Here is a 22,917-nt window from a genome sequence, read left to right as displayed (position 1 = left end):
GTCAGCCGGGGTAAGCCCCGAGGATGACACGGGGGAGGGGCCTCTCCCGCTGGCCGGTGATCCGGCAGCTGATGGGAGAGGACGGCAGGGGCGACGCCGCGCGTTCGGCGCGCACCGACGCCCTGCGACCCCGCACCGAGGAGGCCGACGGCGTCGCGCGTTCGGTCTGCCCGTTCTGCGCGGTCGGCTGCGGCCAGCTGGTCTACGTCAAGGACGGCAGGGTCACCCAGATCGAGGGTGACCCCGACTCGCCCATCTCACGCGGGCGCCTCTGCCCCAAGGGGGCGGCGAGCAAGCAGCTCGTCACCCACCCCGGCCGGCAGACCCGAGTCCTCTACCGGCGGCCGCACGGCACGGACTGGGAGCCGCTAGACCTGGAGACGGCGATGGACATGATCGCCGACCGGGTGGTGCGGACCCGCAGGGAGACCTGGCAGCAGGAGTACGAGGGCAGGACGGTCCGGCGCACCATGGGCATCGCGAGCCTGGGCGGGGCGACGCTGGACAACGAAGAGAACTACCTGATGAAGAAGCTCTACACCGCCCTCGGCGCGATCCAGGTGGAGAACCAGGCCCGTATTTGACACTCCTCCACCGTCCCCGGTCTGGGGGCCAGCTTCGGGCGTGGCGGTGCCACGGACTTCCAGCAGGATCTGGCCGAGTCCGACTGCATCGTCATCCAGGGCTCCAACATGGCCGAATGCCATCCGGTGGGATTCCAGTGGGTGGTGGAGGCGAAGGCGCGCGGGGCGAAGGTGTTCCACATCGACCCGCGCTTCACCCGCACCAGCGCGATCGCCGACCGCCACCTGCCGATCCGCGCGGGCAGCGACATCGTGCTGCTCGGCGCGCTGATCAACCACGTGCTCTCCAACGAGCTGGACTTCCGCGAGTACGTGGTGGCCTACACCAACGCCTCGGCGATCATCTCCGAGGACTTCGAGGACACCGAGGACCTGGACGGGCTGTTCTCCGGATTCGACCGGGAAAGACGCGCGTACGACCCGTCGAGCTGGGCCTACGAGCGCGGTGAGGAGGATGAGGCGTCCGACGTCGGCGGCGAGCGGATGGAGGGCGGTCCCCGGCACGCCGAGGCGGCGGGCCCCGAGCAGTACGGCTCCGGTGGCGCCGCCGCGCCGTCGAGGCCGCTCACGGATCCGACGCTGCGCCACCCCCGCTGCGTCTACCAGATCCTGCGGCGGCACTTCGCCCGCTACACCCCGCAGACGGTGTCGGAACTGTGCGGCATCTCCCCGGAGGACTTCGCGGAGCTGGCCGAGGCGATCACCGCGAACTCGGGCAGGGAACGCACCACCGCCTGGGCGTACGCGGTCGGCTGGACCCAGCACACCGTGGGCGCGCAGTACATCCGCACGGCCTCGATCCTGCAACTGCTGCTGGGCAACATCGGCCGCCCCGGCGGCGGCATCCTGGCGCTGCGCGGCCACGCGAGCATCCAGGGCTCCACCGACATCCCCACCCTGTTCAACCTGTTGCCGGGCTACCTGCCGATGCCCCACGCCCACCGGCACGAGGGGCTCGACGACTACCTCGCCAAGGCCGGGGCCGAGACCGGCTTCTGGGGCAGGAAACGCTGCTACATGGTGAGCCTGCTCAAGGCGTGGTGGGGCGACGCCGCCACCGAGGAGAACGACTTCCGCTTCGACAACCTGCCCCGCGTCACCGGCGACCACGGCCATTTCACCACCGTGATGGGGCAGATCGACGGCACCGTCAAGGGCTACTTCGTGGTGGGGGAGAACCCGGCGGTCGGCTCCTCGGGCGGCCGGGCACAGCGCCTGGGCCTGGCCAACCTCGACTGGCTGGTGGTGCGCGACCTGACGCTGGTGGAGACGGCCACCTTCTGGAAGGACGGCCCCGAGCTGGAGACCGGGGAGACGCGCACCGAGGACATCGCCACCGAGGTGTTCTTCCTGCCCGCCGCGAGCCACGTGGAGAAGGACGGCACCTTCACCAACACCCAGCGGCTGCTGCAGTGGCGGGAGAAGGCGGTCGAACCGCCGGGCGACTGCCGCAGCGACCTGTCGTTCTACTACCACCTCGGCAAGCGGATCAGGCGGCGGATGACCGACGACGAGATCGACCGGCCGGTACGCGAGCTGACCTGGGACTACCCGGAGGAGGGCGAACACGCCGAGCCGTCGGCGCGGGCGGTGCTGCGTGAGATCAACGGCACCGGCCCCGAAGGGCGGACCTTGTCGGCCTACACCGAGCTCAAGTCCGACGGTTCCACCCGGTGCGGGTGCTGGATCTACTGCGGGGTGTACGCCGACGAGGTGAACCAGGCGGCCCGTCGCAGGCCGGGGAACGAGCAGAACAGGGTCGCGCCGGAGTGGGGCTGGGCCTGGCCCGCCAACCGGCGCATCCTCTACAACCGGGCCTCCGCGGACCCCGAGGGCCGCCCGTGGAGTGAGCGCAAGGCCTACCTGTGGTGGGACGAGGAGAAGGGGGAGTGGACCGGGCTCGACGTGCCGGACTTCGAGCGGCACAAGCCGCCCGGATACGTGCCGCCCGAGGGAGCCCTGGCCGAGGACGCGCTGGCCGGGACCGACCCGTTCATCATGCAGCCCGACGGCAAGGGCTGGCTGTTCGCCCCTGCGGGACTGGCGGACGGGCCGCTGCCGACCCACTACGAGCCGCACGAGTCGCCGGTGCGCAACACGCTGTACGAGCAGCGGGCGAACCCGGCGCGCCAGACCTACCCGCGCCCGGAGAGCCCCTACAACCCGCCGGGCTCACCGCGCTTCCCGTACGTGCTCACGACCTACCGGCTCACCGAGCACCACACCGCCGGGGGGATGAGCAGGCCGCTGGCCTATCTCGCCGAGCTGCAGCCGGAACTGTTCTGCGAGGTGTCGCCGGAGCTCGCCGCGGAGCTGGGGCTCGTCAACGGCGGGTGGGCGACGATCGTGACGTCCCGCACCGCGATCGAGGCCCGTGTGCTGGTGACCTCGCGCGTGCGCCCGCTGCGCCTGCGGGACGCGACGATCCACCAGATCGGCCTGCCCTACCACTGGGGCTGGGGCAGCGGCGGCCTGGTCACCGGCGACGTCGTGAACGACCTGATGCCGCTCGTGCTCGACCCGAACGTCTACATCCAGGAGGGCAAGGCCATGACCTGCGACCTGCGGCCGGGCAGGCGCCCCACGGGCAGGGCGCTGCTCGGCCTGATCGAGGAGTACCGCGATGGCTGAGCGGATGGGGTTCTTCACCGACACGAGCATCTGCATCGGGTGCAAGGCCTGCGAGGTCGCCTGCAAGGAGTGGAACGACGTGCCCGACGACGGGTTCGTCTTCCGCGCCACCTCGTACGACAACACGGGCGGCCTCGGTGCCGACACCTGGCGCCACGTGGCCTTCATCGAGCAGCCGGGCGGGGACGGCGGGCAGGGCATCGAGGGATGGCTGATGTCGTCGGACGTGTGCAAGCACTGCACGCGCGCCGCCTGTCTGGACGTCTGCCCGACCGGGGCGCTGTTCCGCACCGAGTTCGGCACGGTGGTGGTACAGGCCGACGTCTGCAACGGCTGCGGCTACTGCGTGCCCGCCTGCCCGTACGGCGTGATCGACCGCAGGGAGCGCGACGGCCGGGCGTTCAAGTGCACCATGTGCCACGACCGCCAGCTCGGCGGGCTGGAACCGGCCTGTGCCAAGGCGTGCCCCACCGACTCCATCCAGTTCGGACCGCTGGAGGAGTTGCGGGCCCGCGCCGAGGAACGGGTGGAGCTGCTGCGCGGCGAGGGCAGGCCGCGGGCGCGCCTGTACGGGGCGGACCCCGGCGACGGCGTGGGCGGGGACGGGGCCTTCTTCCTGCTGCTCGACGAGCCCGAGGTGTACGGCCTGCCTCCCGACCCGGTGGTCACGACCAGGGATCTGCCCGCCATGTGGCGCTGGGCGGCCGGGGCGGCGCTCTCCATGGTCGCAGTGGTGGCGGTGTCCTTTTCCGGGCGGGGGTGGTCGCGGTGAGGCGCGGCGAGGAGACGATGGTGCCCGGGGCCGAGTTCCGCTCCTACTACGGGCAGCCGATCATCAAGGCCCCGATCTGGCACGAGCCCCACATGCCGCTCTACCTCTATCTGGGCGGAACCTCCGGTGCCGCGTCGGTGATCTCCGCCGTGGCGACGCTCACCGGGCGTGACCGGCTCGCGCTCACCGCCAGGGTCACCGCGGCCGCCGGTGCCGTGGCCGGCGCCGGTTTCCTCGTCGCCGAACTCGGCAGGCCGGAACGGTTCCTCAACATGCTGCGCGTGTTCAAGCCCACCTCGCCGATGAGCGTCGGCTCCTGGCTCCTGGCCGCCCACAGCGCCCTGACGGCCGTCTCGGCCGCCTCCGCGCTCGTCACCGCCGGCTCCGTCAGGGAGATCCCCGCCCGGTCCATCCCGTGGTTCCCCGCCTGGCCGGCCCTGCGGGTTCCGGCCCGGCCTGTCCCGGGGGGCACCCTTGGGCTCGCCACGCGGTTCCCCGCCCGGTTCGTCCTGCGGATTCCGGTGCTCCCGGTGAAGGCCACCCGTGCCCTGCCCGCGGTCGGTGACGCGGCCGCCTGGGCGGCAGTGGTGACCGGGCCGCTGATGGCGACGTACACCGCCGTGCTCGTCGCCGACACCGCCGTGCCCGCCTGGCACGAGGCCCACCGCGAGCTGCCGTTCCTGTTCGCGGGGAGCGCGCTGGCCGGTGCGGGCGCCGTGGGCATGCTGGCCACCCCGCGCCGTGAGGCGGGCCCGGCCCGCGTCACCGCGATGCTGGGCGCCGCCGTCGAGACGGTCGCGGGCGCGGTGATGGAGCACCGGCTCGGCCTGGTCGGCGAACCCTACCGGCTGGGCAGGCCGGGCCGCCTGATGCGGACGGCCCGAGCCCTCACGGTGGGCGGCGCCCTGCTCGCCACGGTCGCCGGGCGCGGCCGTGCCCTCGGCGCGCTGTCCGGTCTCGCCCTCACCGCGGGTGCCCTCTGCACCCGCTTCGGCGTCCTGGCCGTGGGCAAGGCCTCGGCCGCCGACCCGAAGTACACGGTGGTGCCCCAACGGGAGCGCCTGAGGAGACGGGAGGGTGAGAACCCCTGAGCTACGACGTCTTTTACCGATGTTCCCGGTCGCATGGAGAGGCCCCGCCTGTTCTCGGTCGTATGGAGAGACCTCCGTCGTCCGCTCCAGTCCAGTCCAGTCCGATCCGCCCCTGCCTGACTGGTCTTGTCCGGGCCGTGTCCGGGCAGGTCAGCGCAGTCGCAGGGCCGAACCCTCGCGGGGGACGAGCTCGCCGACGACCGGCGCGCCGGGGATCTCACCCGCCACGAGCAGGCCGCCTGAGGTCTGGGCGTCGGCGAGCAGCAGCAGGTCTTCCTCGCCGAAGCGGCCCGGATCCAGGTGCGGTGCCACCCACGCCAGGTTGCGCCGGGTGCCGCCGCTGACGTAGCCGTCCCGTACGGCTTCGCGAGCCCCGCTCAGGTACGGCACGGCCGCCACGTCGAGCACCGCCGTGACGCCGCTCGCCCTGGCCAGCTTGTAGAGGTGGCCGAGCAGGCCGAACCCGGTCACGTCCGTGGCGCACCCGGCACCCGCGGCGAGCGCCGCCCGGGAGGCGTCCCGGTTCAGCGTGGTCATCGCGGCCACCGCCTGCGGGAAGACCTCGCCGGTCGCCTTGTGCCGGGTGTTGAGCACGCCGACGCCGAGCGGCTTGGTCAGGGAGATCGGCAGGCCCGCCCGGCCGCCGTCGATGCGCAGCAGCCGCTCAGGATCGGCGAGCCCGGTGACGGCCATCCCGTACTTCGGCTCGGGATCGTCGACGCTGTGGCCGCCCGCCACGTGGCAGCCCGCCGCCCGCGCCACCTCCAGGCCGCCGCGCAGCACCTCCCCGGCCAGCTCCATCGGCAGCACGTCCCGGGGCCAGCCGAGCAGGTTCACCGCCACCAGCGGCTCCCCGCCCACCGCGTACACGTCCGACAGGGCGTTGGCCGCCGCGATCCGCCCCCAGTCGCAGGGGTCGTCCACCACGGGGGTGAAGAAGTCCGCGGTGGCCACGATCGCCCGGCCGCCCTCGACGCGGACCACGGCGGCGTCGTCGCCGTCGTCCAACCCGATGATCAGCTCACCGTGGAGGTCCTGGCGTGGCCCGTCCGCCTCCCGGAGCAGTCCGGCGACGACGGACTCCAGCTCACCGGGAGGGATCTTGCAGGCGCAGCCGCCCCCGTGCGCGTACGGGGTGAGCCGCACCGCGTCCTGCCGGGGAGGAGAGGCGCCTCGCTCCACAGTGCTCTCCGCCATGCCGCGTCTCCCCTGGTAGATCGGCACGCCGCCGTCCGGCACGCCGCCCCGATGCACATACCCGCTCGGGGGTATGTTCTCCCCCGGAGGCGTATGGGCGCCTGGTGGCCCCCGCGGTCTTCAAAATCGTCGAGGCCGAGGTTCTCGGCCTGGCGGGTTCGATTCCCGTCCGCCTCCGCCGTTCAGCGTGCGGGCCTGACGTTTCCGGCATGTCAGGAAGGGCCGCGGGGTGGCCGGGTGTGGCCACGCCGCGGCCCTTCGGTCAGGCTCGGCGGTTGTCCGGGGGTGCTATCCGCCTATCGCGATGGCGAAGATGTGCATGGTCGCGACGCCCGACTGCGCTCTCGCGCTGATGTTCGGCAGGTCGAGGCGGGAGACCTCCTTGTCCTGCAGTGCCACGCCGACGTAGTAGATGGTCGCGGGGGTGTTGAACTGCTGGTTTCCCGGCCGGTTCTGGTAGGGGGCCACGATGGCGGCATCGCCCTCCGGCCTGGGGGCGCCGTACCAGTCGGGGGAGCTGAGGGTGAAGGTCTGCCTCGTGCCGTCCTTGTAGACGACGGTGGCCGGCCCGGACACCGCGCCGTACGTTCCGGTCAGCAGGAAGCCGAGTTTCGCGCCCGAGCCGCTCAGCTTGATGGACTGGCCGGAGGCGATGGCGTTGTCGGCGGTGCCCACCGGGACGGCCGGCCACTTGAAGTCGATCCCGCCCTTGCTGACCGTGCTGCCGGGGGTGACGCCGACCTGGGCCAGTGCCTGGGCGGAGATGCTGCCGCCGTTGCCGTCGAAGGTGCCGACGGCGGTGTTGCCGTTGTCGGTCACGGCGACGTTGGTGAAGTTCTGCTCCAGCGGCGTCTCCCGGCCGTCCCACAGCCGGACCGAGGTCTTGGCGGAGGCGGTCCAGTCACGGCCGGTCGCCTTGGCGGTCAGGACCACGGTGGTCGCCGAGCCGGTCGCGGCGGGGGTGACCTTGAACTCGGCGGTGGCCTCGGAGTCAGGCCGCAAGGGCTTCAACACGACCTGCGCCGGAGTGACGGTCCACCCGTCCGGAACTTCGAGGGACACGCTCGTCCTGGGCGCGATCGGCATGTCGATCGCACGGAGCGTGAAGGTGACCGTCGCCTCCTGGCCCAGCGCGACCTCGGCGGGCGCGTCGAGCCTGACCTTCTGCAAGGCGTACGCGCGGTAGGTGTGACCGGCCTGTCCGGTGATTTCGAGCAGGTCGGGCTCGTCGGTCCGCTTGGTGCGAGCGGTGCCGCCGCGGGTGGCGTCGAGCACCCGGTAGCGTCCGGCGAACATCTGGCCGCGTACCTTGATCGTGCCGTCGCGATCGGGCGTGATCAGGAATTCGTCGGCCTGGGAATCGCTCCACGCCGCGCCGACGGTGTAACCCCCGCGACCCCGCAGGCCTTCGATCCGCCCGGTCGGCCACGCCTCCGGCAGCGCGGGCAGCACATGCAGTTCACCGGCATGGCTCTGCAGCAGCATCTCGGCGATGCCGGAGGTGGCGCCGAAGTTGCCGTCGATCTGGAAGGGCGGGTGCAGGTCGAACATGTTGGGGGCGAGCCTGGCCGGCGTCACGAGGAAGCGGATGAGGTCGTGCGCGCGCTTGCCCTCCTCCATCCGCGCCCAGTAGTTGATCTTCCAGGCGAGCGACCAGCCCGTTCCGTCGTCGCCGCGCAACTCCAGCGTCCGCCGGGCGGCCTGGAACAGTTCCGGGGTGCCGCGCTTGGTGATCTGGTTGCTGGGGTGCAGGCCGTAGAGGTGGGAGACGTGCCGGTGGTTCCGCTCGGTCTCCACCCAGTCGTACAGCCATTCCATGATGTTGCCGCGCGAGCCGACCTTCATCGGCGGCAGCCGGTCCGCGGCGGCCAGGACCTGCGCGCGGAAACTCGCGTCCACACTGAGGACCTGGCTCGCCTCGGCGCACCCGTGGAAGAGGTCGCGCAGGATCTGGTTGTCCATGGTGGGACCGGCGGCGACGCTGGCGTTCGCGTGGTGGGCCAGTTCGGGGGAGTTGGAGGGGTTCGTGACCAGATATCCGAGCCTCGGCTCCTCCACGAGGGTGTCGAGGAAGAACTGGGCGGCGCCCTTCATGGCCGGGTAGTTCTTCCGCAGGAAGTCGACGTCGCCGGTGAAGTTGTAGTGGTCCCAGATCATGGTGGCCAGCCATGCGCCGCCGGTCTGCCACATGCCCCAGAACGCGCCGTCCACGACCGAGGTGGCCCGCCACCCGTCGGTGTTGTGGTGGGTGACCCAGCCGCCGGCGCCGTACTGCGCCTGCGCCGTGCGGGCGCCGGTGACCGTGAGGTCGTTGATCATGCTGAACACCGGCTCGTAGCACTCCGACAGGTTCGTCGTGTCGGCGGGCCAGTAGTTCATCGGCAGGTTGGCGTTGATGGTGTACTTCGAGTCCCACGACGGGGACATCGATTCGTTCCAGATGCCCTGCAGGTTGGCCGGTTGCGTGCCGGGACGCGAAGAGGAGATCAGTAGGTACCGGCCGAACTGGAACAGCAGCGCGGAGAACTGCGGGTCGTCGACGGCGTTGTGCTGCGCGATCCGGACGTCGGTCGGCTGGTCGGCCGCCGAGGTGCGTGGGAGTTCGAGATTCGTACGCCCGAACAGCTTCTGGTAGTCGGCGACGTGCCGGCTGCGCAACTCGGCGAAGGTCTTGCCCTGGGCGGCGTTGAGGTGCCCGAGCGCGATGCCCTGGTAGTCGCCGCTCACGTCCTGGTAGTTCACGTAGCTTGAGCCCATGGAGACCAGCACCGTCACGCTGTCGGCGGCGGAGACCTGAAGCGTGCCGCCGGAGCTGGAGACGGTGCCGCCTTCGGCGAAGGCCCGGGCCAGTGCCTGGAACCGGACCGAGCCGGTGATGCCCCGGTGATTGCCGGACCGGCCGTCGAGCGCGACCGTCGCGCCGTCCGGGCTGGAGCGCGTGTTCTGCTGGGGGCTGTCGAAGGTCGCGGAGAACGTGATCGAGCCGGGCTGGTCGGCGGTCAGCCGGATCGCGATGACCTGGTCAGGGGCGCTCGCGAACACCTCGCGCCGGAAGCGCACCCCGTTCTTGAGGTACGTGGTGGACGTGGTGGCGGTGGTGAGGTCCAGCTGGCGGTTGTACTCCGTCGAGCCGGTGCCGCCGGGGAAGCTCAGCCTGAGGTTGCCGACGGGCTGGTAGGCCAGCTGGCCCACGGGGTTCCCGAGCATCGCCTGGTCGATGAGGTTCTGGGCCTGAGCCCACTGGTCCTCGAAGACCAGCCGCCGGATCTCCGCCAGCGCCGCGGCGCCCCTCGGGTTGCTCTGGTCGTACGGGCCGCCGGCCCACACGGTGTCCTCGTTGAGCTGCAGCCGCTCCTGGTCGACGTTGCCGAAGACCATGGCGCCGAGGCGTCCGTTGCCGATGGGCAGCGCGCGCAGCCAGTCGGTGCCGGCGGACCGGTCGTACCAGAGGGCCAGGTCGTTGGCGGCGAGCACTTCCGGAGGCGCCACCGAAGCGGCTCTGGCCACCGCCGTCCATTGCATGGGGAGCAGCAGAGCTCCGGCTCCGGCTGCGCTGATCGACATCAACTGCCTGCGGGACAGGTCTGGCATGGTGTTTCTCCAAGCGTGGTGCAGCCTCGCCGGCAACCGAAATCGCGCATGCGACGACGAACTCGACAACAGGTCAACTCGGGAGTCCGGTCGAATCGGCAGCGTGGTGAGGTTTGGGGCTGGGGGGGTTTCGGTCAAGTTAAAAGATTTGATGTATCGCGTCAATAGCCGTAACAAAAGCCAACGAAAATCCGCCCATGCGTCGTTCGTCGCCCCTAGACATCCGACCTATCAAGGTTTCAGAATGAGAACCGAGGGTGTGCGGAGATCGCTGGCGGCAATATTTGGCCATGTGAGGCGCGCTTCACATCATCGAGACCGGAGACGGGAAGTCCTGACCGACGACGCCCAGAGGAGACGCGCTCGCCGGAACGCCCGGCGGTAGGAATGGGAGGCCGGGTTTCAAAGGCCCAGGTCATCGGCCTGGCGGATTCGATTTCCTCCCGCCTTCGCCTATGTTCGGAGAGTGGACCCACGCAGGCTCGTGCCGCGTACCGACGCCGTCCTCGCCGACCCCCGGCTGGTCGCGGCGGCGGGGCGGCTCGGGCGGACGGTCGTCAAGGACGCCGTGGCGCGGGCACAGCGGCGCGTACGGCAGGGCGTGCTCGATCCGGGAGAGGTCGCGGACGCGGCCGTGGCGGCGCTCCCGCCGTATCCGGCGAGCCCGCGGCAGGTGATCAACATGACCGGGGTGCTGGTCCACACCAACCTGGGCCGCGCGCCGCTCTCGGCCGCGGCGGTGGAGGCCACGGCCGCCGCGGCGGGTTGCACGGACGTGGAGTTCGACCTCGCCACCGGAGCCCGCGCCCGCCGGGGACGGGGCGCGATGGACGCGCTCGCGCGGGCCGTCCCCGCCGCGGAGGGCGTGCACGTGGTCAACAACAACGCCGCCGCGCTCGTGCTCGTCGCCACCGCGCTCGCCGCCGGGCGGGAGATCGTGATCAGCCGCGGCGAGCTGGTGGAGATCGGCGACGGGTTCCGCATCCCCGACCTGCTCGTCTCCACCGGCGCCAGGCTGCGCGAGGTGGGCACCACCAACCGCACCTCCTACGCCGACTACCGGGCGGCGGTGGGACCGGAGACGGGCTTCGTCCTCAAGGTGCACCCGTCGAACTTCCTGGTCGAGGGTTTCACCGGCTCGGTCGAGGTCGCCGAGCTGTCCGCGCTCGGTGTGCCCGTGGTGGCCGACATCGGTTCGGGCCTGCTCACGCGGGAACCACTGCTGCCGGGCGAGCCCGACGCGGCGAGCGCCCTGGAGGCCGGAGCCGATCTCGTCACCGCGAGTGGCGACAAACTGCTCGGCGGCCCGCAGGCCGGGCTGCTGCTGGGCCGGCGCGACCTGGTCGAGCGGTGCGCGAGACACCCGCTGGCCCGTGCGCTCCGGGTGGACAAGCTGACACTGGCCGCGCTGGAGGCCACCCTGCGAGGCCCCGCCACCCCCGTCCACCAGGCCCTGTACGCCGATGCCGGGCTGCTCGGCGAGCGTGCCGCCGCGCTCGCGGGCAGCCTGGCCGAGGCGGGGGTCGACGCGAGGGCCGTGCCGAGCGAGGCGGCGGTGGGCGGCGGCGGGGCACCGGGCGTGAGGCTGCCGAGCGCCGCGATCAGTCTGCCCGAGCGGTTCGCGGTGCCGATGCGGACCGGGCGGGTCCCGGTCGTCGGCCGGGTGGAGGGTCGCCGTCTCCTGCTCGACCTGCGTGCCGTGCCCGCGGACCGGGACGGTGATGTGCTGAGCGCCGTTCTCGAGGTGGAGCACCGCCGTGGGTGACCGTCACGGCGGCCGGTCGGCGCGTGGCTGATGCACGTCGTCGCCACGGCGGGTCACGTCGATCACGGTAAGTCCACCCTGGTGCGGGCGCTCACCGGGATGGAACCCGACCGGCTGGCCGAGGAGCGGCGGCGAGGGCTCACGATCGAGCTCGGTTACGCCTGGACGGAGCTGCCCTCGGGGGAGCGGCTCGCCTTCGTCGACGTCCCCGGCCACGAGCGCTTTCTCGCCACCATGCTGGCCGGGGCCGGTCCGGCGCCCGCCGTCATGTTCGTGGTGGCGGCCGACGAGGGCTGGATGCCGCAGTCCGAGGAGCACCTGGTGGCGCTGGAGACCCTGGGGGTGCGGCACGGCCTGCTCGTGGTGACCCGCGCCGATCTCGCGGAGCCGGCTGCGGCCATGGAGCGGGCGCGGGCCCGTCTGGCGGCGGGTGGCCTGGGCGGTGCCGAGGCGCTGGTCGTGAGCGGGCGCACCGGGCAGGGCCTCGACGAACTGCGCCGGGCACTGGACCGGCTGGTGGCCGGACTGCCCGCCCCCGATCACCGGGCGCCGGTTCGGCTGTGGATCGACCGGGCGTTCACCGTACGCGGCAGTGGCACGGTCGTGACCGGGACTTTGCCCGCGGGCACGATCACCGCGGGGGACGAGCTGGATCTCGGCGGCGTGCCCGCGCGGGTGCGGGCGCTGGAGTGCCTGAAGGAGCCGGTGGCCTCGGTGACCGGCGTGGCCAGGGTGGCGCTCAACCTGCGGGGCATGCGCGGCCGGGGCGATCCCTGCCGTGGCCTCGCCCTGGTCACCCCGGACGCGTGGACGTACACCGACCTGGTCGACGTGCGCCTCAGCCCGTCGGGACCCGAGGGCGACGGCCCGCGGTGGCCTGGTGAGCCCGAGGTGGACGGCCTCGGAGGCGGTGGCTCACGCGTGCCCGGCGGGGACACCGGGCCGGAGGGCTCCTGGGAACACATCCCCGAGGCGTTCGGAGGCGAGGGGCGTCCCGAGGGCTGGGACGCCGGTGATCTTCCGGGGCGGCTGACCGCGCACATCGGCTCCGCGGCGGTGGTGTGCGACGTGCGGCCGCTCGGTGGGCGGATCGCCCGGCTGCGCCTGGCGGGACGGCTCCCCCTGCACGCGGGCGACGTGCTGCTGCTGCGTGATCCCGGACGCGACCGGGGCGAGGTGCGGGTCCTCGCGCGGGCGAACGTGCTCGATCCTCGCCCGCCCGACCTGCGCCGCCGGGGCGCGGCGCGGGAGCGGGCGGCCGAGTTGGCGGCGGCCCCGCCGGACGCGGCCTCCCTGCTGCGGACCCACCTGCTGCTGCGTACGAGGGATCTGGTGGCGATGGGGTGTGCTCCGGGCAGGCCGGTGTGCGGTGACTGGCACGCCGATCCGGCGCACTGGTCGATGCTGGAGGAGCGTCTCCCCGAGGTGGTGCGGCGCCACGCCTCGGCGCATCCGCTGGAGCCGGGCATGCCGGTGGAGGCGGCCCGCCACGAGCTGGCCCTGCCCGACCGCCGGCTGGTCGCGGCGCTCCTGCGCCCGCCGCTCGCCCTGGATGCCGGGCGGATCGTGAGCGGCTCCTCTGCTCGCCCGGTGCTGCCCGTGCCGGTCGTCCGGGCCGTCGAGCGGCTCGGCGCCGAGCTGTCCGCGCGCCCCTTCCTGGCCCCTGAGGCGGGCAGGCTGGCCGAGCTGGGGCTGGGGCCCCGGGAGCTGGCGGCCGCCGTACGGGCGGGGGCGCTGCTCCGGGTGGCGGACGGGATCGTGCTGCTGCCCGGCGCGGACGTCCTGGCGGGCCGGGTGCTCGCCCGGCTGCCGCAGCCGTTCACGGTCAGTCAGGCCAGGCAGGCCCTCGGCACCAGCCGCAGGGTCGCGGTGCCGCTCCTGGAACACCTCGACGAAAGAGGACTCACCGAGCGGGTCGACGAGATCCACCGCCGCTGCCGGCCCCACGCGGGACAGGGGTCTCGCGGTATCACGCCGGTCACCGGATCCGGCGGGATCGGGAGGCGGATCCCGGAGGGGGATGGCTCCTGATATCGCCGCAACCAGCAGGTATATGGTGAAAAAAGGCGAAAAATCATCTTTGGTTCGGATGCGGTGGTCACCGTTCCCCTCGACCGTCCCCCCGACGGTTCCCTCGACGGGCGGGCCGCTCCGCCGGCGTCACGCGGAAGGGCACACCACGAGGAAACGAACAGGGAGGACGTCATGCCGAGCAACAGGGCCGTCTCGTACCAGGGGACAGGCAAGGTGGAGGTCCGGGACATCGACTATCCCGGGTTCGAGCTCAAGGACGGCCCCGGGGTGAACCCGGCGAACGTGGGCCGCAAGGTGCCGCACGGCGCGATCGTCAAGACCGTCGCGACGAACATCTGCGGCAGCGACCAGCACATGGTCCGTGGCCGCACCACCGCGCCCGTCGGCCTCGTCCTCGGGCACGAGATCACCGGCGAGGTCGTCGAACTCGGCCCGGACGTGGAGTTCGTCAGGAAGGGCGACCTCGTCTCCGTCCCCTTCAACATCGCCTGTGGCCGCTGCCGCAACTGCAAGGAGGGCAAGACCGGGATCTGCGAGAACGTCAACCCCGACCGGCCAGGCTCGGCGTACGGCTACGTCGACATGGGCGGCTGGGTCGGCGGGCAGGCGCAGTACGTCCTGGTGCCCTACGCCGACTGGAACCTGCTCACGTTCCCCGACAAAGAGCAGGCGATGGAGAAGATCCTCGACCTCGCCATGCTCACCGACATCTTCCCGACCGGCTTCCACGGCTGCGTCAGCGCCGGGGTGAAGCCGGGGTCGACCGTCTACATCGCGGGCGCGGGACCGGTCGGGCTCGCCGCGGGCGTCTCGGCGTTCCTCCTCGGGGCCGCCGTGGTCATCATCGGCGACCTGAACAAGGAACGGCTGGAAAAGGCCCGCGGCTTCGGCTGCGAGACCGTCGACGTGTCGCTGGGCGACCCGAAGGACCAGATCGAGCAGATCCTCGGCGAGCCCGAGGTCGACTGCGGCGTCGACGCCGTCGGCTTCGAGGCGCGCGGCCACGGTGGCGACTCCGACAGGGAACAGCCCGCCACCGTGCTCAACTCGCTCATGGACATCACCCGCGCCGGCGGCGCGCTCGGCATCCCCGGCCTGTACGTGACCGGCGACCCAGGGGCTCCGGACGAGGCGGCCAAGCAGGGGTCGCTGTCCATCAGGCTCGGCCTCGGCTGGGCCAAGTCGCTCGCCTTCACCACGGGACAGTGCCCCGTCATGCGCTACAACCGCTACCTGATGCAGGCGATCCTGCACGACAGGGTGCAGATCGCCCAGGCGGTCAACGCCGTGCCGATCCCGCTGGAGCGGGCTCCCCAGGGGTACGAGGAGTTCGACCAGGGCGCCGCGTCCAAGTTCGTGCTCGACCCGAACGGCATGCTCGGAACATCCGGCTGACCGCCCGCACCACACCCTGAGGTGTGGCAGCGCCCGAATCCTGTTCGCCGGCCTGGGCCGAGGGCTTCACCGCGGAATGCCCCGGTTCGCAGCGGCCGGAAAAAGAGGGCCGGAGGGACCCGGGGAAGGAGGCTTGAAGGGCTCGGGAAGGGTCAGAGCGCTTCGACGAAGAGCTCGGCCTCGCGCTCGCCCATGCCCGTCTCGCCGCGCACCAGGTGGATCGCCTGCTCCGCGCGGCCGGCGGCCTTGAGTTCGCGCACGCGAGTGGCGAGGTCGGGCCCGGTGATCGCGACGGTGCGCGGGGACTCCACGGGATGGGCGGCGCGAGCGCGCGCCATGAGGGGATGGCTCCACAGGTCGCGCCCCATGGCCACGGCGTCGACGACATCCTTGGCCTCCTTCAGGCCGAGCCCGGTGTATCGGCGCAGCTCCTTGATCGCCTGGATCTTCTGCCCCTGGCGGGTCAGCCCGGTGACGGTCTCATGCAGCCCCTGGGGCGTCAGCGGCGCGGCGGGCACCCCGCCGGAGACCGCGCGACCGCCCTTCCTGGCCGCCATGACGGCACCGACGACGATCGCCGGGACCACCACGAGCAGGACGGCGACGATCAGCAGCTCGGTGGGCCCGATGTTCGGCATGCCCGCATCGTACGCCGGATCCGCGCGGGTCGTGCGAGGCGATGACGGGTCGGGTGAAGAGGGTGCCGAGGAGCGTCGGGCCCACCTGCCCGAGGATCCGCGCGGGCGGCGTGGGGCGGCGGTGGGGCGGGCGAAGAGGGTGTCGACGAGCGCGTGGCTCGCCTGCCGGGGATGCGCACGGGCCGGGTGGGACGGAACGGGAGGTTTTTCTGCCGGGGAGTTCTCCCTTCTCGGGCAGGCGGTCTTGGGCAGGCGGTGAACACGATGGACGCCGACGGCGGTTAAATGGCAGCGTCCACATGGCAGCGTCCCAACCTGCCCCCCAACGAGCCCGTACCCCCTGTCCGCGACCAAGGTTCGTTCCCCACCCGCGCCCCGTGGGCATCGGATCGAGAGGATCGTCATGTCCGCACACCATCGAACGGGCCGGGTCACGGCCACGCTGACCGCCTGTCTCGCCGCGATGGCGCTCACCGGATGCGCGAGCGGCGACGCCACGGCGCCCCGCGCGGCCACCCCCGTCCCGGCGGGTACGGGAGCCGGGACGGACGGCGGCACCGTGCTCCCGGGCCAGCCGGACGTCAACGGCGACGGCCGGGTCGTCATCGGGGTGCTGAGCCCCGGTGACATCAACGACAAGGGCTACTACCAGAGCTTCGTGGACACGGCGGAGGAGTTCGCCACCTCGAAGGGCTGGACGATCATCAAACGCGGTGGCGTCAACACCAGCGAGGCGCTCAACGCCGCGCGAGCGCTGTGCCGCCAGAAGGTCGACATGGTGGCCCTGGGCGCCGCGGACCTCAGGGACGCGATCCCCGCCGCCGAGGAGCCGGTGTGCGCGAACACCGCCTGGTACGTACCCTCCTCGGACAACGTCCCGCAGACCCCGAGGATCATGCTTTCCACCGACGAGGCGGACCAGAGCCTGCTCGCCGCCGGATACGCGGCGGGCCTGCTGATGAAGGAGAAAGGCGAGACCAAGGCCGGGTTCGTGACCGGGCCGGAGGTCGACTTCACCACCGCGGCGGCGAGGGCCTTCAGGGCGGGTATCCGGCTGGTGGTCCCCGAGGCCACGCTGACGGTCACCTACAGCGGCGACCTCAACGACTCGGCCAAGGCCAAGGAGGCCACCCAGGCCCAGATCAGCCAGGGCGTCAAGGTCGTCTACCCCTACCTGGGCGGCGCCACCGACGCGTCGGCGGAGCTGGCCGACGCCAACGGCGTGCTCACCCTCACCCCGGGCACCGACCGGTGCGCCTCCACCGCGCCCACCTTCGACATCTCGGTGCTCTTCAGTCCCGGAGACTACTTCAGGGCCGCACTGGAGGAATTCGCCGCGGCGAAGCTGCGGATGGGCGTGGAGAAGGTCTGGAAGCTCGGCGTCGACCCGTTCCCCACCGTGAGGATCTGCGAGCCCACCCCCGAGCAGAGGGAGAGGCTGGAGACGTTCATCGCCGACGTCGGCAGCGGCAAGATCGACCCCAAGGCGGAAGTGCGGAGGCTCGGCTCCTGAGATGCGGGAAGACGAACAGGCCGGGGAGCTCTCCCCACCGCCGGTGCCCGCGCTGCGGCTGCGGGGAGTGAGCAAGAGCTACGGCCAGGTGGTGGCCTGCGACACCGTGGATCTCGACGTGTACCGGGGAGAGATCCACGGCCTGCTCGGTGAGAACGGGGCCGGCAAGTCGACACTCATGAAGATCCTGCTGGGACTCGTCCGGCGGGACGCCGGAACCGTCCTGCGCGATGACGAGCCCGTCGACATCGGCAGCCCGAGACAGGCCGCGGCGCTCGGCATCGGCATGGTGCACCAGCACTTCAGCCTGATCGAACCGCTCACGGTCTGGGAGAACGTCGTCCTGGGCGACACCGGGAGGATCGACAGGGCCGCCGCCCGTGACCAGGTGCTGGAGGTCTCCCGGCGCTACGGTCTGCCGGTCGACCCACTGGCCAGGGTCGCGGGGCTCTCCGCGGGCGAGCGGCAGCGGGTCGAGCTGATCAAGTGCCTGCGCGGGGACCCGTCGGTGCTCATCCTCGACGAGCCGACGTCCGTGCTGACCCGGGCGGAGTCGGCCGAACTGTTCGGCGTGCTGCGCCGCGCGGTCCGTTCGGAGAACCGCGCGGTCATCCTGATCAGCCACAAGCTGGACGAGATCACCGCGGCCACCGACCGGGTGACCGTGCTGCGCGGGGGAAAGGTCGTCTTCCGTGGCGCGACCGCGCGGACGGGTCCCCGGGAGCTGGCCAGGTGGATGGTCGGCAGGGAGGTCTCCCCGGGAGCCGAGGCCGCCCTCGGCGTGCTGCCGGGAACGTACGGGTCCGCGAGGGGTGACGGACCCGGGAAGGCCGCGATGACCGAGACCGGTCCCGAGACCGGAGCCACAGAAGCCGCGACGGGGGAGGCCGGGCCGGGAAAAGCCACGATGACCGAGCTCAGGCCCGAGGAGCTCAGGGCAGAAAAGATCAAGGCGGACGAGGCGGGCACGGGCGTCCAGGACCCCCCGGCGCCCGCGCTACGGCTGCGCGGCCTCACCCTCACCGTCGACGGAGTGCCCGTCCTGTCCGATCTCGGGCTGGACGTCGCCCCCGGTGAGATCGTCGGCCTGTACGGGGCCGAGGGCAGCGGCCAGTCGAGCCTGGGCGACCTGCTGTCCGGGCTCGCCGTACCGGACTCGGGGACGGTCGAGATCTCCGGCAGACCGGTCGATCCGAACCGCCCGGGTGCGCTGCACGCCGCCGGGCTCGGCATCGTGCCCGAGGACCGGCACGGTTTCGGGCTGGTGCTGGACATGAGCGTCGCGGCGAACCTGGTCATGAAGTCGCTGGACGCCGTGAGCGGCCGGGTGTTCCTCGACCGGAGGAGGATGCACGCCGTCGCCCGCCGCATGGTGGCCGAGTTCGGCATCGTCACCCCGTCGACGGACACCCCGGTGCGCGACCTCTCCGGAGGAAACCGGCAGCGGGTCGTGCTCGCCCGCGAACTCTCGGCCCGCCCGGCCGTCCTGGTCGTGGCCCAGCCCTCGCGGGGGCTGGACGTGGGCGCCGTAGAGGACATGCACCGGCGGCTACGCGACGCAGCGTCCGAAGGGGTGGCCGTACTGCTGATCTCCACGGAACTGGAGGAGGTCATGACCCTAGCCTCCAGGATCGCGGTGATCTCCGCGGGAAGGATCACCGGCGTCCTCGCCGGCGGGGAGGCCACGGCCGAGCGGCTCGGAATGCTGGTGGGCGGGGCGGGCGCGTGAGAGAAACCCCCCCGAACGCCGGCCGGGACCCGTCCGGGCGCCTGCTCGCCCTCCTCACCCTCGGTCCCGGCGCGTCCGGCTGGAGGACCGGCGTGGCGACCGTCGCGGGCGTGGTCGTGGCGCTCGCCCTGTCGTCGCTGCTGATCGCCGTGACCGGTGGCTCCCCGCTCTCCTCGGTGCGGGCACTCTTCCAGGGCAGTGTGGCCGACCCGACGGCCTGGACCTCCACCCTGCTGTACACGGCGCCGCTGCTGCTCGTCGCCGTGGGCGCGTGCGTCAGCGCCAGGTCCGGCGTGTTCAACATCGGGCAGGAGGGCCAGGTGCTCGTCGGGGCGCTCTTCGCCGCCTGGGTGGGACTGCGCCTCGCGGTCACCGGCCCGGCGCTGCTGGCGGTCGTGCTCACGGTCGCCGCGCTGGCCGGTGGCGCGTGGGCCGGCCTCAGCGCGCTGATGTACCGGCTGCGGGGCGTGAACATCGTGGTCAGCACGCTGCTGATGACCTTCGTCGCCCAGCAGTTCGTCGCGTTCGCGGTGAACACGCCGTGGCTGCTGCAGGAGTCGCGGGTCGGTGACGCCGTCGTCGCGCCGCAGTCCAACCCGCTGCCGGCGAGCGCGCTGCTCGGCTCGATCGGGGAATACCCGGACCTGCAGGTCAACGGTGGCCTGCTGATCGCGGTGACCGGAGCCGCGATCATCGCGACGGCGATCACCCGCACCCGCTGGGGGTTCCGGCTCACCGTGCTCGGACTCAACCCGCTCGCCGCCAGGCACGCGGGCGTACGCGCCGGCGCGCTGGGCGGCGCGGCGCTGGCCGTCTCCGGTGCCTTCGCCGGGCTGGCCGGGGCCGTGCTGCTGACCAGCCCGGTGGGCGTCCACCGGCTGCAGCCGGGCATGGCGATGAACATCGGCTGGGACGGCCTGCTCGTCGCCCTCGTCGCCCGTAACAGGCCGGTGCCGGCCGTGGCGGTCGCCCTGGTGTTCGGCGCGCTGCGCTCCGGCGGCGGCTTCCTCGCCGCGACCGGCGTGCCCTCGTTCGTCGTGGACGTGGTGAAGGCCCTGCTGGTGCTGGCCTTCGTCGCCCCGCCCGTTGTCATCGCCGCGCTCCGGCGCCGCGGGACCGGCGTCCGCGTCGCACGCGACGGGCACGGGGCCGCGCCCGTCGCGGAGAGGACGGCCCCATGATCGGCCCCATGATCGGCACGGACGACGTCTCCACCATCCTGTCCAGCGGGATACGGCTCACAGTGCCGCTCGCCTTCGCGGCGTGCGGGGAGTATCTCGCCGAGCGGGCCGGTGCCATGAACATCTCCGTCGAGGCGATGATGCTGGGCGCCGCGTTCGGCTCGATCGCCGTGGCCAGTGCCACCGGCAGCGCCACCGCGGGGCTGGTCGCGGGCGTGCTGGTCGGTCTCCTCATCGGCCTCGTGCACGGCAACCTCTCCCACCGGCTGGAGATCGACACCTTCGTGGCCGGTCTGGTGCTCAACGCCCTCGTCCTCGGGCTGACCGGCTACCTGATCACGGTCAGCGACTTCGACTCCCACCAGGTGTCACAGGTCAGCGTCCCCTGGCTGCGCGACATACCGCTGATCGGCCCCCCGCTGTTCGTCGAGCGCTGGCCTGCCTACCTGCTGGTCGTCGTCGTCCCGCTGACCTGGTGGCTGGTCGAGCGCAGCAGGTGGGGCCTGGAGCTGCGGGCGGTCGGCGAGCGGCCGCGTGCCGCCGACGTCACCGGCATCCGGGTCAACGCGCGCCGCCGTCAGGCACTGCTGTGGTGCGGCGCGCTGGCCGGGCTGGGCGGCGCGTACCTCGCGGTCGGCGAGGTCGGTTCGTTCAACCAGAACATGACGGCCGGACGGGGGTACATCGTCGTCGCGGCGGTGATCTTCGGCGGCTGGCGGCTGGGACGCACCCTGCTCGGCTGCGCGATCTTCGGTCTCGCCGACGCGATGCGCCTGGCGCTGCCCGCGCTGGGGGTGGAGTTGAACGCGCAACTGCTCATCGCGGCGCCGTACCTGCTGGCCCTGCTCGCGATGCTGCTGCTCACGAACCGGAGCCGCGAACCCGGGGCGCTGGGACGACCCTTCGAACGTGGCTCACCCTGAGCCCCCGGGCGGCAGGGACGGCGGGAGCGGCGCGCCCGGTCTCACGGGCCGGTGTCGGCGCCGGCGCCCGGAGGCGGCGAGGACGGCGAGGACGGCGAGGACGGCGAGGACGGCGAGGACTCTGCCTCCCTGACACGACGCTCCCGCTTACCCCGCGCGATCTCGGTGCCCAGGGCGTCGAGGTGCTGGTTCCAGAAGTGCCGGTAGCGGTCGAGCCACCTGTCCACCTCCCGCAGCGGGGCGGGGTCGACGGCGTACAGCCTTCGGGTCCCCTGAGCGCGTACGGTCGCGAACCCGTTGTCCCGCAGCACGCGCAGGTGCTGCGAGACGCCGGGCTGCGAGATCCCGAACTCCTCCTGCACCACGGCGCTGATCTCACCGGCCGCCCGCTCGCCGTCGGCGAGCAACTCCAGGATCCGGCGCCGGACCGGGTCGCCGAGAACGTCGAGCGCGTGCATGGCCTCACTGTCTCAGTATCGACTTATATAAGTAAAGTCTGACGCCGACGGGATGCTCCGGCAGGCTTCAATGCGCCTGCCACCTGGACGAATGCGCCGCAGAGTGATCCCATGGAAAGGGAGGATGGCCACGGGGGCAGCATCCTCCCATCCGGAGGACACTATGAAGGCCACCATAGGCGACAAACTGATCGTGGAGGGCACCCGCAACGGCGATCCTCGCAAGGTCGGTTTGATCATCGAACTGCGCAACGAGGACGGAAGCCCGCCCTACATGGTCCGCTGGGAGGGCGACGAGCACGAAAGCCTCGTCTTCCCCGGTCCCGACGCCCACGTGATACCGAGCGTGTCGCGGTAGGAGGGAGACACCGCGCCGCCGACCTGCTCCGCCCGGGGTGATTCCCGCCGCGCCGTGCGGGCTACGATCACTGATGTGGAACAGCGCGCATTGGGAAGAACGGGCAGGCAGGTCGGCGTCGTCGGGCTCGGCGCATGGCAACTGGGGGCCGACTGGGGTGAGGTCGGCGAGGACGAGGCCCTGGCCACCCTCGACGCCGCGGTGGAGGCGGGGGTCACCTTCGTCGACACCGCCGACGTGTACGGTGACGGGCGCAGCGAGCGGATCGTCTCGCGGCTGATCAAGGCCAGGCCCGGGCTGACCGTGGCCACCAAGATGGGCCGCCGTGTCGCGCAGGAACCCTCGGCCTACACCCTGGACAACTTCCGGGCGTGGACCGACCGCTCCCGCGCCAACCTCGGCGTCGACACCCTCGACCTGGTGCAGCTGCACTGCCCGCCCACCCCGGTCTACGCGACGGACAGGGTCTTCGACGACCTCGACACGCTCGTCGAGGAGGGCCGCGTGGCCGCCTACGGGGTGAGCGTGGAGACCTGCGACGAGGCGCTCACCGCGATCGCCCGGCCGGGCGTGGCCACCGTGCAGATCATCCTCAACGCCTTCCGGCTCAAGCCGCTGGAGAAGGTGCTCCCGGCGGCGGCCGAGGCCGGGGTCGGCATCATCGCCCGGGTCCCGCTGGCCAGCGGCCTGCTGTCCGGCAAATACGACGAGTCCACCGTCTTCGGCGCGGACGACCACCGCACCTTCAACCGGCACGGCGAGTCCTTCGACGTCGGCGAGACCTTCTCCGGGGTCGACTTCGCCACCGGCCTGGAGGCGGTCCGCCGCCTGGCACCATTGGTGCCGCCGCAGGCCGGCATGGCGCAGTTCGCGCTGCGCTGGATCATCGACCAGCCCGGTGTCTCCGTGGTCATCCCCGGTGCCCGCAATCCCGAGCAGGCCCGCGCCAACGCGGCCGCCGCCGCCGTGGACGCGCTGCCCGAGACGACCCTCGCGAGAGTGCGGGAGATCTACGACGAGCTGATCCGCCCGCAGGTCCACCAGCGCTGGTGAACCG

General features: G+C 72.0%; 16 protein-coding genes and 1 tRNA gene. 13 read left to right on the top strand and 4 right to left on the bottom strand.

Annotated features, from left to right (window positions below):
* The first annotated feature begins 23 nt into the window (after positions 1 to 23).
* Genes fdh through nrfD form a run of 3 tightly spaced genes read left to right on the top strand, consistent with a single transcriptional unit; the run spans position 24 to position 5,078 of the window.
* The gene (gene fdh, locus AB0B90_RS26625) at positions 24 to 3,215 is read left to right on the top strand and encodes a formate dehydrogenase (protein ID WP_362925345.1); all 3,192 of its coding nucleotides are present in this window, start codon (positions 24 to 26) and stop codon (positions 3,213 to 3,215) included.
* The gene (locus AB0B90_RS26620) at positions 3,208 to 3,987 is read left to right on the top strand and encodes a 4Fe-4S dicluster domain-containing protein (protein WP_362925343.1); all 780 of its coding nucleotides are present in this window, start codon (positions 3,208 to 3,210) and stop codon (positions 3,985 to 3,987) included. The genes fdh and AB0B90_RS26620 overlap by 8 nt, the downstream gene beginning before the upstream one ends.
* Positions 3,984 to 5,078: an NrfD/PsrC family molybdoenzyme membrane anchor subunit gene (gene nrfD / locus AB0B90_RS26615; protein ID WP_350949050.1), complete on the top strand. Its 1,095-nt coding sequence runs from the start codon at positions 3,984 to 3,986 to the stop codon at positions 5,076 to 5,078. The genes AB0B90_RS26620 and nrfD overlap by 4 nt, the downstream gene beginning before the upstream one ends.
* 150 nt (positions 5,079 to 5,228) lie before the next feature.
* Here the strand turns inward: nrfD and selD are convergent, their stop codons facing one another.
* Positions 5,229 to 6,275, bottom strand: a complete 1,047-nt coding sequence (gene selD / locus AB0B90_RS26610) for a selenide, water dikinase SelD (protein WP_362925341.1) — start codon at positions 6,273 to 6,275, stop codon at positions 5,229 to 5,231.
* Positions 6,276 to 6,360: 85 nt separating this feature from the next.
* Between selD and AB0B90_RS26605 the strand changes: the two genes are divergently transcribed.
* Positions 6,361 to 6,453 (top strand) — tRNA-Sec (locus AB0B90_RS26605).
* Between the two features lie 110 nt (positions 6,454 to 6,563).
* Here the strand turns inward: AB0B90_RS26605 and AB0B90_RS26600 are convergent.
* Entirely contained in the window at positions 6,564 to 9,866 is a 3,303-nt protein-coding gene (locus AB0B90_RS26600; RefSeq protein WP_362925339.1) for a glycoside hydrolase N-terminal domain-containing protein, read from the bottom strand.
* A 466-nt stretch (positions 9,867 to 10,332) separates the two neighbouring features.
* Between AB0B90_RS26600 and selA the strand changes: the two genes are divergently transcribed.
* From selA to fdhA, 3 genes are all read left to right on the top strand, one after another.
* On the top strand, positions 10,333 to 11,631 hold the full coding sequence (selA, locus tag AB0B90_RS26595) for an L-seryl-tRNA(Sec) selenium transferase (RefSeq protein ID WP_350949047.1): 1,299 nt from the start codon (positions 10,333 to 10,335) through the stop codon (positions 11,629 to 11,631).
* Between the two features lie 30 nt (positions 11,632 to 11,661).
* Entirely contained in the window at positions 11,662 to 13,662 is a 2,001-nt protein-coding gene (locus tag AB0B90_RS26590) for a SelB C-terminal domain-containing protein (RefSeq protein WP_362925336.1), read from the top strand.
* A gap of 174 nt (positions 13,663 to 13,836) precedes the next feature.
* Complete coding sequence (gene fdhA, locus AB0B90_RS26585) at positions 13,837 to 15,060, top strand: formaldehyde dehydrogenase, glutathione-independent (protein WP_362925334.1); 1,224 nt, start codon at positions 13,837 to 13,839, stop codon at positions 15,058 to 15,060.
* Between the two features lie 152 nt (positions 15,061 to 15,212).
* Here the strand turns inward: fdhA and AB0B90_RS26580 are convergent, their stop codons facing one another.
* Complete coding sequence (locus AB0B90_RS26580) at positions 15,213 to 15,698, bottom strand: ribosomal protein L7/L12 (RefSeq protein WP_350949044.1); 486 nt, start codon at positions 15,696 to 15,698, stop codon at positions 15,213 to 15,215.
* A gap of 403 nt (positions 15,699 to 16,101) precedes the next feature.
* Here AB0B90_RS26580 and AB0B90_RS26575 point away from each other — a divergent pair, with 403 nt between their 5' ends.
* Genes AB0B90_RS26575 through AB0B90_RS26560 form a run of 4 tightly spaced genes read left to right on the top strand, consistent with a single transcriptional unit; the run spans position 16,102 to position 21,044 of the window.
* Entirely contained in the window at positions 16,102 to 17,211 is a 1,110-nt protein-coding gene (locus AB0B90_RS26575; protein ID WP_350949043.1) for a BMP family ABC transporter substrate-binding protein, read from the top strand.
* Between the two features lies 1 nt (position 17,212).
* Positions 17,213 to 18,940: an ABC transporter ATP-binding protein gene (locus tag AB0B90_RS26570; protein ID WP_362925331.1), complete on the top strand. Its 1,728-nt coding sequence runs from the start codon at positions 17,213 to 17,215 to the stop codon at positions 18,938 to 18,940.
* Positions 18,937 to 20,121, top strand: coding sequence for an ABC transporter permease (locus tag AB0B90_RS26565; protein WP_362925329.1), 1,185 nt, complete (start codon positions 18,937 to 18,939; stop codon positions 20,119 to 20,121). The genes AB0B90_RS26570 and AB0B90_RS26565 overlap by 4 nt, the downstream gene beginning before the upstream one ends.
* On the top strand, positions 20,118 to 21,044 hold the full coding sequence (locus tag AB0B90_RS26560; RefSeq protein WP_362925327.1) for an ABC transporter permease: 927 nt from the start codon (positions 20,118 to 20,120) through the stop codon (positions 21,042 to 21,044). The genes AB0B90_RS26565 and AB0B90_RS26560 overlap by 4 nt, the downstream gene beginning before the upstream one ends.
* Before the next feature lie 41 nt (positions 21,045 to 21,085).
* Here AB0B90_RS26560 and AB0B90_RS26555 read toward each other — a convergent pair whose 3' ends face one another.
* The gene (locus AB0B90_RS26555; RefSeq protein WP_362925325.1) at positions 21,086 to 21,502 is read right to left on the bottom strand and encodes a metalloregulator ArsR/SmtB family transcription factor; all 417 of its coding nucleotides are present in this window, start codon (positions 21,500 to 21,502) and stop codon (positions 21,086 to 21,088) included.
* 163 nt (positions 21,503 to 21,665) lie between these two features.
* Here AB0B90_RS26555 and AB0B90_RS26550 point away from each other — a divergent pair, with 163 nt between their 5' ends.
* The gene (locus AB0B90_RS26550; RefSeq protein ID WP_350949038.1) at positions 21,666 to 21,860 is read left to right on the top strand and encodes a DUF1918 domain-containing protein; all 195 of its coding nucleotides are present in this window, start codon (positions 21,666 to 21,668) and stop codon (positions 21,858 to 21,860) included.
* Positions 21,861 to 21,935: 75 nt separating this feature from the next.
* Positions 21,936 to 22,913, top strand: coding sequence for an aldo/keto reductase (locus tag AB0B90_RS26545; RefSeq protein WP_362925323.1), 978 nt, complete (start codon positions 21,936 to 21,938; stop codon positions 22,911 to 22,913).
* The last annotated feature ends 4 nt before the right edge of the window (positions 22,914 to 22,917 follow it).

Source organism: Streptosporangium sp. NPDC049078 (genome assembly GCF_040648855.1).
GTDB lineage: Bacteria > Actinomycetota > Actinomycetes > Streptosporangiales > Streptosporangiaceae > Streptosporangium.
Note: the sequence above shows the minus strand (reverse complement) of the source record. Positions and strands in the feature narration are given on the sequence as shown.